13 protein-coding genes are annotated in these 14,416 nt (G+C 63.3%); 8 read left to right on the top strand and 5 right to left on the bottom strand.

Features of this window, described 5'->3' with window-relative positions:
* Position 1 precedes the first annotated feature (1 nt).
* From WDB91_RS14205 to WDB91_RS14190, 4 genes are read left to right on the top strand one after another with little or no spacing between them, the layout of a single operon-like run.
* Positions 2-544 carry a TRAP transporter small permease gene (locus WDB91_RS14205; RefSeq protein WP_339114852.1) on the top strand — a complete coding sequence of 181 codons (543 nt, stop codon included), beginning with the start codon at positions 2-4 and terminating at the stop codon, positions 542-544.
* Positions 541-1,824 (top strand): TRAP transporter large permease, encoded by a 1,284-nt coding sequence (locus WDB91_RS14200; RefSeq protein ID WP_339114851.1) that lies wholly within the window; start codon positions 541-543, stop codon positions 1,822-1,824. Before WDB91_RS14205 ends, WDB91_RS14200 begins: the two co-directional genes overlap by 4 nt.
* A 12-nt stretch (positions 1,825-1,836) precedes the next feature.
* On the top strand, positions 1,837-2,505 hold the full coding sequence (locus tag WDB91_RS14195; RefSeq protein ID WP_339114850.1) for a DUF2848 domain-containing protein: 669 nt from the start codon (positions 1,837-1,839) through the stop codon (positions 2,503-2,505).
* Complete coding sequence (locus WDB91_RS14190; RefSeq protein WP_339114849.1) at positions 2,502-3,761, top strand: amidase family protein; 1,260 nt, start codon at positions 2,502-2,504, stop codon at positions 3,759-3,761. Before WDB91_RS14195 ends, WDB91_RS14190 begins: the two co-directional genes overlap by 4 nt.
* A 79-nt stretch (positions 3,762-3,840) precedes the next feature.
* On the opposite strand, the gene WDB91_RS14185 is transcribed toward WDB91_RS14190, so the two are convergent.
* Genes WDB91_RS14185 through WDB91_RS14170 form a run of 4 tightly spaced genes read right to left on the bottom strand, consistent with a single transcriptional unit; the run spans position 3,841 to position 9,161 of the window.
* Positions 3,841-5,577, bottom strand: a complete 1,737-nt coding sequence (locus WDB91_RS14185; protein ID WP_339114848.1) for a biotin carboxylase N-terminal domain-containing protein — start codon at positions 5,575-5,577, stop codon at positions 3,841-3,843.
* Positions 5,577-7,139 carry a 5-oxoprolinase/urea amidolyase family protein gene (locus tag WDB91_RS14180; protein ID WP_339114847.1) on the bottom strand — a complete coding sequence of 521 codons (1,563 nt, stop codon included), beginning with the start codon at positions 7,137-7,139 and terminating at the stop codon, positions 5,577-5,579. The genes WDB91_RS14185 and WDB91_RS14180 overlap by 1 nt, the downstream gene beginning before the upstream one ends.
* Positions 7,136-7,897 (bottom strand): 5-oxoprolinase subunit PxpA, encoded by a 762-nt coding sequence (locus tag WDB91_RS14175; RefSeq protein ID WP_339114846.1) that lies wholly within the window; start codon positions 7,895-7,897, stop codon positions 7,136-7,138. Before WDB91_RS14175 ends, WDB91_RS14180 begins: the two co-directional genes overlap by 4 nt.
* A gap of 37 nt (positions 7,898-7,934) precedes the next feature.
* Positions 7,935-9,161 (bottom strand): NRAMP family divalent metal transporter, encoded by a 1,227-nt coding sequence (locus tag WDB91_RS14170; protein WP_339114845.1) that lies wholly within the window; start codon positions 9,159-9,161, stop codon positions 7,935-7,937.
* Positions 9,162-9,411: 250 nt separating this feature from the next.
* Between WDB91_RS14170 and WDB91_RS14165 the strand changes: the two genes are divergently transcribed.
* On the top strand, positions 9,412-10,056 hold the full coding sequence (locus tag WDB91_RS14165) for a GntR family transcriptional regulator (RefSeq protein ID WP_339114844.1): 645 nt from the start codon (positions 9,412-9,414) through the stop codon (positions 10,054-10,056).
* Between the two features lie 482 nt (positions 10,057-10,538).
* On the opposite strand, the gene WDB91_RS14160 is transcribed toward WDB91_RS14165, so the two are convergent.
* On the bottom strand, positions 10,539-11,429 hold the full coding sequence (locus WDB91_RS14160; protein ID WP_339114843.1) for a LysR substrate-binding domain-containing protein: 891 nt from the start codon (positions 11,427-11,429) through the stop codon (positions 10,539-10,541).
* Between the two features lie 104 nt (positions 11,430-11,533).
* Here WDB91_RS14160 and WDB91_RS14155 point away from each other — a divergent pair, with 104 nt between their 5' ends.
* The 3 genes from WDB91_RS14155 (at position 11,534) to WDB91_RS14145 (ending at position 14,382) form a co-directional block, all read left to right on the top strand.
* Positions 11,534-12,673, top strand: coding sequence for a TauD/TfdA family dioxygenase (locus WDB91_RS14155; RefSeq protein WP_339114842.1), 1,140 nt, complete (start codon positions 11,534-11,536; stop codon positions 12,671-12,673).
* On the top strand, positions 12,670-13,401 hold the full coding sequence (locus WDB91_RS14150) for a class II aldolase/adducin family protein (RefSeq protein WP_339114841.1): 732 nt from the start codon (positions 12,670-12,672) through the stop codon (positions 13,399-13,401). Before WDB91_RS14155 ends, WDB91_RS14150 begins: the two co-directional genes overlap by 4 nt.
* A 75-nt stretch (positions 13,402-13,476) precedes the next feature.
* On the top strand, positions 13,477-14,382 hold the full coding sequence (locus tag WDB91_RS14145; RefSeq protein ID WP_339114840.1) for a LysR substrate-binding domain-containing protein: 906 nt from the start codon (positions 13,477-13,479) through the stop codon (positions 14,380-14,382).
* The last annotated feature ends 34 nt before the right edge of the window (positions 14,383-14,416 follow it).

Below are 14,416 nucleotides of genomic sequence, written 5' to 3'. Positions count from 1 at the left end.
CATGCTGGACAAAATTGATGGCGCGCTCCGGCGCGCCAACCGGATCGTTGCGCTTGTCTTGGGGGCGGTTGTGGTGATCACCGTCCTATTCATCCTCGCCGATGTGGTCGCCCGCAAGCTGAGCCATTCGCTGGGCGGATCGGACGAGATCTCGAGCTATGTGATGGCAGCGCTGTCCAGCTGGGGTCTCGCCTGCGCTCTGGTCGATCGCGCCCATGTGCGCATCGATTTCATCCGCCAGAAACTGGCCCGTGGCGGACAGGCCGCCATGGACCTGTTCGCGCAGATCGTCACCAATGGTGTGGTTGTGCTGATCGCGGTCCATTGCTGGCCGGTGCTCGAGAAGACCCTCAGCCGCGGCTCGCGCGCCAATACCCCCCTCGAGACGCCCCTATGGATCCCGCAAGGCATCTGGTTTGCGGGCTGGATGTGGTTCGCGCTGACCACGACCGCGCTCTCGCTCATCGGCATCGCCTATCTGTGGAACCGTAACCGCGCGGGCTTTGACGCCACCTTAGGCCTTGGATCGGAGACGGACCTATGATCGGCAGTGTCGCAATTTCCCTTCTGGGGCTGATGGCCCTGTCGATCCCCGTAGGGATCGTGCTCTTCATCCTTGGCATCGGCGTGGGCGAGATCTTTTCTGCCTTCCCGCTCCTGCGCGGGCTGGGTCAGGTGGTCTGGTCCTCCTCGGCCTCCTCCACCCTCATCGCCATTCCCTGTTTCGTTCTGCTGGGCGAGATCCTCGTGCGCGGAGGCGTCGCCGCCCGCACCTATGGCGCGCTCGACAAATGGCTGTCATGGCTGCCGGGCGGGCTGGTCCATGCCAATATCGCCACCGCCACCATGTTCTCGGCCACCTCCGGCTCCTCGGTAGCCACCGCCGCCACCGTGGCCACCGTGGCCATGCCGCAGGCCGAACGTCTGAACTATGACCCGCGGCTCTTCTCCGGCGCCATCGCCGCAGGCGGCACGCTGGGCATCCTGATCCCGCCGTCCATCAACCTCATCGTCTATGGCTTCCTGACCGAGACCTCAATCCCGCAGCTCTTCTCCGCCGGTCTCGTGCCCGGTGTGCTGATGGCGCTCGGCTTTGTGGTGGTCACCGCGATCATCTGCGCCATCAGACCCTCGCTTGGCGGCCCGTCGCGCAGCTTCAGCTGGGCCGAGCGGGGGAAGAGCCTCTTGGAGCTGATCCCGATCGCGATCCTCTTCACGGTGGTGATCGGCTCGATCTATGCGGGCTGGGCCACGCCCACGGAATCCGCCGCCATCGGGGTGGTGATCGCCACGCTGATCGCCATGACACTCGGCACCGGCCTGACCACCAAGATGGTCACCGAGGCGCTGACCGGCACCGTGCGCATCACCGCGATGATCATGCTGGTGATCACCGGCGCCTATTTCCTCAACTTTGCCATGACCTCGGCAGGTCTGGGGCGCGCGCTGACCGATCTTCTGTCGAATACGGGCCTCTCACCCTTCGGCACGCTCCTTCTGGTGATCGCGCTCTATCTGGTTCTGGGCTTCTTCATCGAAACGCTCTCGCTGATGGTCGCCACCATTCCGATCATCGTGCCGGTGATCGCGGGGCTCGGCTATGACAAGGTCTGGTTCGGCGTGCTGATGATCGTGCTGATCGAGATGGCGCTGATCACCCCGCCTGTCGGCCTCAACCTCTTTGTCGTGCAATCGGCACGCAAATCCGGTTCGCTCAATCAGGTCATCATGGGCGTGATCCCCTATGTCTGCGTGATGCTCGTCATGATTGCCCTTCTGGTCGCCGTGCCGCAACTGGCGCTCTGGCTCCCCTCCCTTCTCTGATCAGGATATATCATGCTGTTTTCCGTCAACGGGCGCACCCTGCCTATCGCATTTTCCAATCTGATCGTCGCGGGCTGGACGGGGCGCAATGCCGATGCCATCGCCCATCATATCGAGGAACTGGCCGCCCTTGGGGTGGCGCCGCCCTCGACCACGCCGCTATACTACCGCGTCTCGGCGCCGCTGCTGACCCAAGCCTCCGAGATAGAGGTGGTGGGCGCCGACAGTTCGGGCGAGGTCGAACCGCTCATCGTGCAGACGGGCGCCGAGCGCTATCTGGGCATGGCCTCGGACCATACCGACCGCGCGCTCGAGGCGCATTCTGTGGCGATGTCGAAACAGGTCTGCGCCAAACCCTGCGCCACCGCCCTCTGGCCCTGGGCCGAGGTCGAGGACCATCTCGAAGAGATCGAGATGCGGTCCTATATCTTCGAGGGCGGCGACTGGGTGCTCTATCAGGAGGGCACGCTGGCGAGCATCCGCCCGCTGACCGATCTGATCGACGGTTCGGGTCTGGCCGATCTCGCGCAGAACGGGGCCGTGGGTATGCTCTGCGGCACCTTCGGCGCTATTGGTGGCGTGCGTCCGGCCCCGCGTTTCCGCATGGAGATGCGCGATCCGGTTCTGGGTCGCACCATCACCCACGAATATGACAGCGTCTCTTTGGCGGATGTCGCATGAGCATCGATCTGATGCTTGTGGTGGAGGCGGCCCTTGCAAAGGTCGCCGCCCTGCCCGAGGCCACCCGACGCGCGATCTTTACCGAGTTCTCGCCCGAACGCATCCGCACCGAGGCCGCGGAACTTACCCGCCGCCATCTGGCGGGAGAGGACATGCCGCTTTTCGGGCTGCTGGTCTCGGTCAAGGATCTCTATGACGAGGCGGGGCAAGTGACCTCGGCAGGCTCGCGCCTGCTGGCGGAGCGTCCACCCGCCAGCCGTGATGCCGAGGCGGTCGCACGGCTCAAGGCGGCCGGCGCGCTGATGTTCGGGCGCACCTCGATGTCGGAATTCGCCTATTCGGGTGTGGGGCTCAATCCCCATCACGGCACCCCTGAAAGCGCGCTGGCCCAAGGGATCATCCCCGGCGGTTCGTCCTCGGGGGGCGCGGTCAGCGTGGGGCTCGGGCTCTGCGATGCGGCACTCGGCACCGATACGGGTGGCTCACTGCGCATTCCGGCGGCGGCCAACGGGATCTGGGGGATCAAACCCAGTCAGGATCTGGTCGATGCCACCGGTATCTACCCTCTGGCGGGCAGCTTCGATACCGCAGGCCCGATGGCCCGCGATGCCGATACCCTGCGCCGTGTGCTGGAGGTGATGGCGGGAGAACCGCTGCCGGTCCACCCCGTCGGTCCGCTGAAGATCGCCGTGCCGCAAGGCGCGTTCACCAATGATCTCGCCCCCGAGGTCGCCCGATGGTTCGAGGCCCGTCTTGCCGCGCTGCGCGCGCAGGGCCATAGCCTGACCGAGGTTGATATGGAGGCGATCGGGGCGGCAATGGTGCTCAACAAGACCATCGTCGCGGCCGAGGCACTGGCGATCTACCATGACGATCTCGCGCGGCTCGAGGAGATCGGCGATCCGCGCGTGCTCTCGCGGATCCGGTTCGCCGAAACCCTCCCCGACGGCGCATTGGCCGAAGCAAAAGCCGCGCGCGGAGAGGTGGTCGCGCGTTTCGAGGCGCTCATGGCGGGCTTCGATATGGCCCTCGCGCCGACCCTGCCGATGCTGCCGCCCAGTATCGAGGCGACCGAGGCGGAATTCGACAGGCTCAATGCCGCGATGCTGCGCAATACCTCGCTCGTCAATCTGGTCGATGGCTGCGCCATCAGCCTGCCCAGCGGAGATCTGTCTCCCGCTTATTCGATGCTGATGCTTTTTGCCCCCAGAGGCCGCGATGCGCTTTTGCTGCAAGCTGCCGAAACGATCGCTTAACCGCCTGTCCACTCACGGATAACTGGCGTTTACGGGCCGCGTATCAAACGCGGCCCGTAACTTTGACCGGATAAGCGGTTCAGGAGATAACAGCGATCACCTCACCCGCACCGACCGTAGCGCCCGCAACCCCTCGGCGGGTGACGCAGCCCGCCGAGGGCGCCAGAACGGGCGTCTCCATCTTCATGGCTTCCATCACCGCAAGAGTGTCGCCTTCGCGCACCTGCGCCCCATCCTCGACCGCCCAAGACTGCAGCTGACCGGTGATCGGCGCCGTTACCGCGCCTGCCTCCGAGGCAGCGCCGGTCTGCTCGAAGGTCGTGGCGGAGGCCGTCACCGTGCCGAGGCGCGCCGCCAGCCGATCAAGCAATGCCGCACTGAACCCGATCTCGCGGATCTCGCCATCAATCTCCACCGGCCCGCGCAGCACCGTCTCGGGGCGCGGGCTCACCCGCAACGCCGCTTCGAGCGGCGCGGCAAAATCGGTCTCGATCCAGCGGGTATGGACCGCAAACCCGTCAGGGTCGGTAAATTCCGGCGCCTCGATCACTGCACGGTGGAAGGGCAGCACCGAGGCGACCCCCTCGATGCGAAACTCGGCAAGCGCGCGGCGCGCACGGGCAATGGCGCTCGCCCGATCCGGCCCCCAGACCACCAGCTTGGCCATCAAACTGTCGAAGCTCTGCGGCACAACGCCACCCGCCTCGACACCGCTATCGATGCGCACCCCCGGCCCCGAGGGCGCGTCAAAGCGGGTGATCGGACCGGGCGTGGGCAGGAAGCCCCGCGCGGGATCCTCGGCATTGATGCGGAACTCGATGGCATGACCGCGCGGCGCGGGCGTTTCGGTCAGGCGCAAGGCCAGGCCTTCGGCCACCCGCAGCTGCTCGATCACCAGATCGATGCCGGCGGTCTCCTCGGTCACCGGATGCTCGACCTGCAAGCGGGTATTCACCTCGAGGAAGGAGATCATCCCGTCCTGACCCAGCAGGAACTCGACCGTCCCCGCCCCGCTATAGCCCGCCTCCGCACAGATCGCGCGGGCGGCTTCGTGGATACGGGCGCGCTGGTCATCGCTGAGGAAGGGCGCGGGCGCTTCCTCGACGAGTTTCTGGTTGCGACGCTGGAGTGAACAGTCGCGCGTGCCCAGCACCACCACATTGCCATGGCGGTCGGCGATGACCTGCGCCTCGACATGGCGCGGGCGGTCGAGGAACCGCTCGACATAGCAGGCGCCATTGCCAAAGGCCGTCTCCGCCTCGCGCCGTGCCGCATGGAACAGCTCGGTGATCTCTGCCATCTCGCGCGCGACCCGCATACCCCGTCCGCCGCCGCCATGCGCGGCCTTGATGGCGATCGGCAGGCCATGGGCATGGGCAAATGCGACAGCCTCCTCGGGCCCTGCCACCGGCCCTTCGGTGCCCGGCACCAGAGGAGCGCCGACCTTCATGGCAATCCGGCGCGCAGCCACCTTGTCCCCCAGTTCGGTGATCACCTGCGGATCAGGCCCGATCCAGACCAGTCCCGCCGCCTGCACGGCGTGGGCGAATTCGGCGCTTTCCGACAAAAACCCGTAGCCCGGATGCACCGCATCCGCACCCGCGCGGTGCGCGATCTCGAGCAATGCGTCGATATTGAGATAGGTCTCCGACGGCTTGGCCCCCGGCAGCGCAAAGGCACGATCGGCCGCGCGCACGAAAGGCGCATCTGAATCCGCATCCGCGTAAACGGCGATGGAGGCCACCCCGTAATCTCGGCAGGCCCGCACCACACGCAGGGCAATTTCGCCACGGTTGGCAATCAGAACAGTCTTCATCACTTGGATCCTCGAGAAAGAATTTCGGCAAAGGGCGCGAGCGGATTGAACCGGATCTTCGCGCCGGGCGGGATCTGCCCCGCCAGATCGAGATGGTAGCTGGCAACCGAACCGATCACCGGATAGCCCCCCGTCAGGGGGTGGTCGGCCAGAAACAGCACGGGCTGGCCCGAATGCGGCACCTGCAGCGCGCCCGTGGCTGTGCCCTCGGAGGGCAGCTCGCGCGCATCCTCGCGGGTCAGCGCCTCGCCCGAGAGCCGGATGCCCACCCGCGAGGACTGCGGCGTGACCTCCCAGAGCTGGCCCGAGAGCGCCGCCACGGTTTCGGGCGAAAACCAGTCGGTGCGCGGACCCATCACCACATCCAGCACCACGGTTTCGCCGGGTCTGGGCAACTCGGGCGGGGAGAGGGCGGGCTCGACAGCCCCCGCGCGCGCATGTGCAAGCTCCAGAACAGCCCCCGCACCAAGCGGCTCGGGCCCGACCTCGGCCAAGGTATCACGGGTAGCAGAGCCCATGATCCGCTCGACATCGAACCCGCCACGCACGCCGAGAAGGCTGCGCAGCCCCGATAGCGGCGCGCCGATCTCCACATGATCGCCCGCATCGAGCGCAAGCGGCGCATGGGAGCCGAGGTTCCAGCCATTCACTTTCACCGCGCAGGGCGCCCCCGTCACCGCGATCACTGCTGTCTCCTCGGCACGGAAGGCAAACCCGCCGCCTGTCAACTCGATTGCAGGCGTGCCCGGCGCATTGCCCAGCATCCGGTTGAGCGCACGAAACGCGTGCCGGTCGAGCACACCCGAGGCCGATACACCCTGCCCCGCCTGCCCCAAACGGCCCAGATCCTGAAAGAGCGCCGGAAACGGGGAGGCGGTGACCCTGAAGCCCGTGCCCTGCGCGGGCGCAGGGCGGGTCTCGGGCATAGGCAGGACGACAGGGTGGCTCTTGCCGCGGGCCTGTGTGAATTGCACATGATCACCGGGCTGCAGGAAAGCCGGCGGATCACGGGAGAGGTCCCACATCGGCACATCGGTGGTGCCGATGATCTGCCAGCCACCGGGGCTCGCTTTGGGATAGACGCCGCTAAACTTGCCTGCAAGCGCCACCGCTCCCGCCGGAATCCGTGTGCGCGGGCTCTGGCGGCGGGGTACATCGAGCGCGGGATCCCCTCCGGTCATATAGCCAAAGCCCGGCGCAAAACCGCAAAAGGCGACGGTCCATGGCTGTGATTGATGTCGCGCGATAACCTCTGCCACGCTCAGCCCCGTAAGGGCCGCCACTTCGGCGAGATCCTCGCCTTCATAGCGCGTAGGCAGCTCGCGCAGGCGCGCGGGGCCTTGCGCGCGCGGGGTCAGGTCGCGCCGCGCGACCTCTGCCGCGATCCGGTCGCCGCCCTGAACCAGCGGGTCGAACCCGATGAAGAGAGTTCGGGCGGCAGGCACCATTTCGGTGACGCCCGCAAGCGGGGCCTCGCGCAGGCTCTCGTGAAGGGCCAACACCTCCTCGAGGCTGTCCAGCTCGACCAGAACGGCCTCGAGGGCGACCGGAAGGACCCTCATGCGCCCGCCCTCGCGAAAGCCCCGAGCGCCACGCCGTCAGCGGCAAGAAGGTCACGGATGCATCGCGCCATGGCCACCGCATCAGGGCTGTCGCCATGAACACAGATCGAGCCCGCATCAAGCGTGACGAGGCTCCCGTCAATCGCCTCGATCACCCCCTCGCGGGCAAAGCGGCGCATGCGCTGTGCCACATGCGCGGGATCATGCAAAACGGCCCCTGCCTCCTTGCGCGAGACCAGCGTGCCCTCGGGCGTATAGGCGCGGTCGGCGAAGGCCTCACCCACCACGCTCAGTCCCTGTGCCCGCGCCCGCGCCACAAGCGGGCTGCCTGCCAGCGCCATCAGCACCAGATCCCCGCCAAGCGCCTTGAGCGCCGCGATCACGGCCTGCCCCTGACGGGCATCATGGGCGATGGTGTTATAGAGCGCGCCATGCGGTTTTACATAGGATACCCGCGTGCCCGCCACCCGCGCCAGCGCATCGAGCGCCCCGATCTGGTAAATCACCTCGGCGGTCAGATCCTCGGAGGACACATCCATATTGCGCCGGCCGAACCCCGCCAGATCGCGGTAGCCCACATGCGCCCCCACCGCCACGCCGCGCTCGGCCGCGCGTTCGAGGGTGCGCAGGATGCCTGCCGGATCACCGGCATGGAAACCGCAGGCCACATTGGCCGAGGTGACGATGTCGAGCATGGCCGCATCATCGCCCATTGCCCAAGCGCCGAAGCTCTCGCCGAGATCGCTATTAAGATCCATCTTTTCTTTCCTCCTCGCTCTCTTTCCGGTGTCGCGATTACTGGCCCAGGAAGGCAAAGATCGCGCCGACCGATTTCAGGCCCATATACCAGGTCAGCACACAGACAAGCGTCCCCGAGACCAGCAGCCAGCGTGGCGAGCGATACCCCCCCAGAAGATCGGGGCGCGCCCAGCCCACATACATGAAGACGCTGAACCCCACAGGCAGTATCAGCCCGTTGAAGCCGCCCGCGAAGACCAGAAGTGCCGCAGGGGCCGTGCCCAGCCCGATATATGTAGCCAGCGAAAGCGCGATGAACACCACAGTGGCCACCGCCCGTCCGCGCTCGCTCAGTCGCGGCAGGAAGACAGTCAGGAAGGAGACCGAGGTATAGGCCGCCCCGATCACACTGGTAATGGCCGCACCCCACAGGATCGCGCCGAACACCCGCAGCCCAAGATCGCCCGCTGCCGCGCGGAAGGCCTGCGCCGCCGGATTGCCGCTCTGGCCTGACGTATCGATCACGAGCCCTGCCGAAACCACACCCAGAATGGCTAGAAACAGCACGAAGCGCATGACGCCTGTGACCACGATACCGGTCAGAGCCGCGCGGGTGACCAAGGGAAGGTTCTCCTCGCCTACCATGCCCTGATCAAGGAGCCGGTGCGCACCCGCATAGGTGATATAGCCGCCGATCGTGCCGCCCACGATGGTGACGATGGTCGCGAAATCGATACTGTCCGGGAAAATCGTCTGACGCAGAGCCTCTCCCACCGGCGGATGCGAGACGCAGGCGACAAAGACCACCAGCGCGAGCATCACAAGCCCCAGCACCACAACCACACGGTCCATCACGAGCCCCGCCCGTTTGGACAGGAAGATGCCGACCGCGATGAGCGCACTGATCACGCCGCCTGTCTTGGGGTCGAGGCCCAGAAGCGCATTCGTGCCAAGCCCTGCCCCCGCGATATTGCCCACATTGAACACGAACCCGCCCAGCAGGATGAAGACCGCCAGCAGATAACCGGTTCCGGGCAGGGCTGCATTGGCGATCTCGGCGGCGCGGCGGCGCGAAAGGGTGATGATGCGCCAGATGTTCATCTGCACCACGAAGTCGATCAGGATCGAAACGAGGATGGCAAAGGCGAAGGTCGCGCCGAGCTTGCCTGTGAATGTGGCCGTCTGGGTAATGAACCCCGGACCGATGGCCGATGTGGCCATCATGAAAATCGCGGCCACAAGCGCATGGCGCGTCAGGCGGGCAGGTTGGATCTGATCGGACAATGCGGTCTCCCCTTTGGATGATGCGAGAGGCGTGCTCTGCTCCCGTTTAGGAGAAACGTGGCCTACGCTCGGCACATTGTTCAACAATAATTTTATATCATCATACAAAAAGACGAGTCTTGCCGTTCTATTTTTAAATTTCTGCATATTATTTCATCACGATTGTAGCAAATAGCGGCCAAATCTGCACCATCGCTGGCACCTGTGGCGGAAATATGAGAGCCCTTGCACAAATTTCACGAGGTACACGATGACAGGTCTGCCCCTTTCGCTGGCACAACGCAGCGCCGAACGGATCAGGGCGCTGATCGTGTCGGGCGATCTGCGCCCCGGCGCGCGGCTGTCCGAGGCGGCCTATGCCGAACGGCTCGATGTCTCTCGCAACACGCTACGCGAGGCTTTCCGCATCCTCGTCAAGGACGGGCTTCTTCTACACGAGGCCAATCGCGGCATATCGGTGGCGCGCCCGTCGATGGAATCGATCCTCGACATCTACCGGATCCGCCGGATCATCGAGGTGCAGGCCGTGCGCACGAGCTATGCCGGCCATCCCGCTATCACACGGATGGCGGAGGCTGTAGAACGTGCCCGCGCGCATGCCGCGCAAGGCGATTGGCAGGCGGTGGGCAGCGCCAATATGGAATTTCACGACGCCCTCCTGTCGCTTGCCGACAGCCCGCGCCTGAATGCGTTCTATGCCACTCTAACGGTCGAGTTACGGCTTGTTTTCGGATTGGTCGAAGATCCGCAATATCTGCACGAACCCTTCATCGAGATGAACGCGCGCCTGATCGAGTGCCTGAGAGCCGGTCGCCCCGAGGCCGCCGCAGATCTTCTCGAGAGTTATCTCCTCCAATCCGAACGGATGCTTGTCTCCGCCTTCACACGGCTCTGACACGCCCGCGCGGGAACAGACCGGACCGTGTCCGCTAATCCCACGCCAAAAGCTCCGCCCCGTGACGTTGCGTTCGGCGCTTTTACACGCGCAGGCAAACCGACGGTGAGCCTTCGCACGACATCTGACCGAGCGGTTTCAATGACACTTGATATGCCGCGATCACCAATCCTCCCTTGAGCACGCTCGCGCAACCGCGCCAGAACATTGGAAAAAACGTCATTTTCATGCTCATCGACATCGTGACCATAAAGCCCACACTTCCCGACGAAACCTAAGTCCGGACACCGGTCGTATCGGGTCTCGACCGGTCCGCATTCCCTGTTCGGATCGGTCTCGAGCCGATGGTGGCTCGATCCTCACTGTCGCATCGGCAGGGGCCTTGCCACGGTTTTTCGGTAAGGACGGCTTGAACCGCTCCATTCACGCGTCGGAACGCCAGCAAACCTGCTCGTCGTTCAGGTCACCTGGCGGAGGCTGAATCATGGCTTTTTGGCATTCTCGCTCAGCCAGGCAGTAAACTCATTCGTACTCTGCGAGACGGGCTGGGTCGTCGTGACGAAGTAGGAGGTGCCGAGATCCAGTTCGCCATCAGGCCAGGGGCACAATGTTTTTTCGCGCACGGCGCCTGCCGCAATCGAACGCCACCCCAGCATGACCCCGCGCCCATCCAGCACCGCCTGAGCGGCCTGAACATAATTGGTGAATGTCTGACCCGTTAGCCTTTCGCGTATGATCCCGCGCGCCAAAAAATACTCTTCCCACCCTGCCCAATGCTGGTTGCGCGGACTGCGGACATGGATCAGGGGCGCAGCCTCAAGGCCTATACCCTCGCGCTGCAGCCGCTCCAGCAGCGCGGGCGCGGCAACCGGAAAAATGCGCTCCTCGAATAGCTTGAAGGTCCGCCCCTCATGCCAGTTACCCGTTCCGTAACGGATCGCGATATCAATACCAGGGGCAAGATGCGGCAAATCGCTAGCGGGCGCCTGCACATTGACGGTGATTTCGGGATGTTTGGCATAAAAGTCGGGCAAGCGGGGCATCAGCCAATATGTCGCCATCCCGATAGTGCAGGACACCGTAACCTGCTGGCCGCCAAGTCCGGCCATGTCCCGGATATCCTCCACTGCAACCGAGATCCGCCCCAAACCCTCGCGCACCGCGCGCGCGAGGATCTCTCCGGCCTCCGTCAGCCGGGCGGGCCGTGTCGAACGATCCAGCAACTGCGCGCCGACATGATCCTCGAGCGCCTTAAGGCTCTGGCTGATCGCAGGCTGGGTCACATTCAACCGCGCAGCCGCCAGATGCATCGAACCATGGCGCGCGATCGCCTCGAAGGTGGTGAGAAGACGTAGGGGTGGCAAGCGGCTCATAACATAACCCTGTTCTTAACTTATGTTCAAACTAACCGCTCTGTTCGCAAGAGGGAAGCTGTGAAAACCTACCAGCGAAAACGCATTAGAACAGGGAAATACCTATGAATATAATGGATGATACGCTGTCGCGCCCCACACTTAAGTCTCAGGGGCTTGAGGTCGTTCTGTCCGACGGGGCGGCGCATTACTTTAATTATTACTGGCTGCGCGACAACTGCCCGACCTCGTTCAACACCGATACGCGCGAGCGGAGCTTCGACATCTTCCACCTTGCGGCAGCGCCGCGCGCCGAAAGCGCCGAGGTTGACAGCAACGCGCTGGTCATCAAATGGGCCGACGAGGATCACGTCACCCGTTTCCCTCTTGCATGGCTTGAAACCTTCGCCAAAGGCACCCCGCGCCATGACCCCGCCGATCTGCCGCGCAGCGCGTGGTATGGCGATCACTATCCGCAGGTGCCACGCTTCAGCCAGCCCGCGCTTCTGGCAAATCCGGCATTGAGGGCGAAATGGATCGAAGCAATGCTGGTGCAGGGTTTCACCATCCTGACCGATATGCCCGATAGTAACGAAGGGTTGACCGAAACCGCCGAGATGATCGGACAGGTCCGGCCCACCTTCTTCGGCGATTATTTCGATGTGAAGACGCATATCAAACCCACCAACACGGCCTATACCTCTGCCGCGCTGGAACTGCATACCGACACCCCTGCCGAGGAACATGCGCCGGGCGTCCAGTTCCTGCATTGCCGCGCCAATAGCGTGCAAGGGGGCGAAAGCCTTTATGCTGATGGTGTGGCCGTTGCCAATGACTTCCGACAACGCGATCCCGAAGGCTTCAAGCTGCTGAGCGAGACGCCGGTGCCGTTCTATTGCGAACACGACACCTATGACATGCGTTCGCGCCAGACCGTGATCGAACTTGACCAACATGGCGAGGTTTCGGGGCTAACCATTTCGCAGCACATGCTGGATATCTCCGACCTTGATCAGGCGCTGCTCGACCGCTGGTATCCGGCATTCTGCCGCTTCGGGAAAATGCTGCAGGAAGACAAATACATGATGACCTTCCTGATGAAAGCGGGCGAATGCATGGTGTTCGACAACCACCGCATCGTTCACGGGCGCGCGGCCTATTCGGCGACAAGCGGCGACCGCTATCTTCGCGGCTGCTACACCGACCGCGCCGAAATGCGCTCGACCTATCGGGCGCTGGTCAGCGAAGGGCGGTTCAAGGCATGAACGCGCATCCGTCTCTTGAACCGGATACGACCGCGCTGCGCATAGATCTGGCGGCGGCGTTCCGTATCTGCCACCAGCTGGGCTGGAGCGAGTCCGTTGGCAACCATTTCAGTGCGGCGGTTTCGGAGGACGGGGCGCAGTTCCTTCTGAACCCGAAATGGCAGCATTTTGGCGCGATCCGCCCCGACGATCTTCTGGAGCTGGACAGCAACGATCCGTCGGTTCTGGACCGTCCCGACCCACCGGATGCGTCTGCATGGTGCGTGCATGGGACGCTTCACCGCCGCAAACCCGAGGCGCGGGTTATTCTGCATTGCCATTCACCCTATGCAACGGCGCTGGCCTGCCTGAAAGATCCCACGGTCGTGCCCATCGACAATAACACGGCGCGGTTCTACGGCCGCACCGCCTATGATCTGTCGTTCGGGGGTATTGCCGATGCCGAGGAAGAGGGCGAGCGGCTGGCTGAAAACCTTGGCGACAAAACCGTTCTGGTTATGGGCAACCATGGCGTGACCATCGTCGGCCAGACTGTCGCGGCAGCGTTCGAAGACCTGTATTTCTTTGAAAAAGCCGCCCAGACGCTGATCTTGGCGAAGTCTACGGGGGCGCCCCTGGCGATTCTATCCGATGCGGTCGCACAGAATACTGCGGATGGCTGGCGCCCTTATGCTGGCATGGCAGATCGTCATTTTGCCTACCTCAAGGCGCAATTGCCGCATTTGTAAGCCCGCCTGGCCCTACTCACTTCCCCTCGGTTGCGTTACGCTTCCGAAGATAAGTGTTATTGACGAAAGACATCTATGAACCGTTTTCCCTCGATGCAGGCGCTTCGGGCAATCGAGAGCGTCGCACGAAATGGCGCGCTCTGGCGAGCGGCCTCGGAGCTGAACCTGACCCGCAGCGCAATCAGTCACCAGTTGCGCCTGCTTGAACGCGATCTGGGGTTCAAGATCCTGATCCGGACCGGCAACCAGACCGAAATCACACCGCGCGCGATGGCATATGCGGAAGACGTGCGCCGGGCCCTAAGCATGATCGCGACATCAACCTCGCGGCGCAGCCAGAACGGGTTGACGGGGCGCCTGACGATCAGCGCCCCGCCCGGATTTGCCTCGGCCTGGCTTTGCACCAATATGAGCGACTTCATTGCCGAGCATCCCGATGTCGTTCTCAATGTCGTCACGACCCATAATCTGGTCGCCACGGCCGATCCCGATGTCGACCTGTTCATTACATTCGATTGCGAGAACCGCGCCCATTTACAGGTCGAGCCACTGATGTCGGTCGAATTCACGCCGCTTTGCAGCCCTGCCTATCTGAGCCAGTTCAAAAGCTTCAATGACCTTGGAATTCTGCGTGAGGCGACATTGTTGCATATGGGCGACTTTACCGATTGGGAGCAGTGGATGCAGCTTTCGGGGCTACCGCCGGAAAATGCCCATCGCGGGATCTGTTTTTCCGACATGAACATCGTCTTCACCGCGGTCATGGCGGGAGAAGGCATCGCCATCGGAGATACTGTTTTATGGGCAAAAGAGCTTCGGGAAGGCAAATTAATGCGACCTTTTTCGGCGGCGCTGCATACCGAATCCGGCTATTTTCTTTGCACACCAGATGAAAATCTTTCAAACCCTATTGTCCAAGAATTCTCCAAGTGGTTGAAAGATCGTCTAGAAATTGGCAAAATGGGCCAAAGGAAAATCTAATGACAAATATTATTTGTCGAGGTGACCAATAAGT

The sequence above is a fragment of the Thioclava sp. GXIMD2076 genome, from assembly GCF_037949795.1.
Taxonomy (GTDB): domain Bacteria; phylum Pseudomonadota; class Alphaproteobacteria; order Rhodobacterales; family Rhodobacteraceae; genus Thioclava; species Thioclava kandeliae.
Note: the sequence above shows the minus strand (reverse complement) of the source record. Positions and strands in the feature narration are given on the sequence as shown.

Excerpts from the sequence above, each read along its gene's own strand:
- WDB91_RS14165 (WP_339114844.1), top strand. The coding sequence starts at position 9,412 with ATGACAGGTCTGCCCCTTTCGCTGGCACAACGCAGCGCCGAACGGATC.
- WDB91_RS14180 (WP_339114847.1), bottom strand. The coding sequence starts at position 7,139 with ATGAGGGTCCTTCCGGTCGCCCTCGAGGCCGTTCTGGTCGAGCTGGAC.
- WDB91_RS14195 (WP_339114850.1), top strand. The coding sequence starts at position 1,837 with ATGCTGTTTTCCGTCAACGGGCGCACCCTGCCTATCGCATTTTCCAAT.
- WDB91_RS14150 (WP_339114841.1), top strand. The coding sequence starts at position 12,670 with ATGAACGCGCATCCGTCTCTTGAACCGGATACGACCGCGCTGCGCATA.
- WDB91_RS14185 (WP_339114848.1), bottom strand. The coding sequence starts at position 5,577 with ATGAAGACTGTTCTGATTGCCAACCGTGGCGAAATTGCCCTGCGTGTG.
- WDB91_RS14200 (WP_339114851.1), top strand. The coding sequence starts at position 541 with ATGATCGGCAGTGTCGCAATTTCCCTTCTGGGGCTGATGGCCCTGTCG.
- WDB91_RS14145 (WP_339114840.1), top strand. The coding sequence starts at position 13,477 with ATGAACCGTTTTCCCTCGATGCAGGCGCTTCGGGCAATCGAGAGCGTC.
- WDB91_RS14155 (WP_339114842.1), top strand. The coding sequence starts at position 11,534 with ATGAATATAATGGATGATACGCTGTCGCGCCCCACACTTAAGTCTCAG.
- WDB91_RS14190 (WP_339114849.1), top strand. The coding sequence starts at position 2,502 with ATGAGCATCGATCTGATGCTTGTGGTGGAGGCGGCCCTTGCAAAGGTC.
- WDB91_RS14160 (WP_339114843.1), bottom strand. The coding sequence starts at position 11,429 with ATGAGCCGCTTGCCACCCCTACGTCTTCTCACCACCTTCGAGGCGATC.
- WDB91_RS14175 (WP_339114846.1), bottom strand. The coding sequence starts at position 7,897 with ATGGATCTTAATAGCGATCTCGGCGAGAGCTTCGGCGCTTGGGCAATG.
- WDB91_RS14205 (WP_339114852.1), top strand. The coding sequence starts at position 2 with ATGCTGGACAAAATTGATGGCGCGCTCCGGCGCGCCAACCGGATCGTT.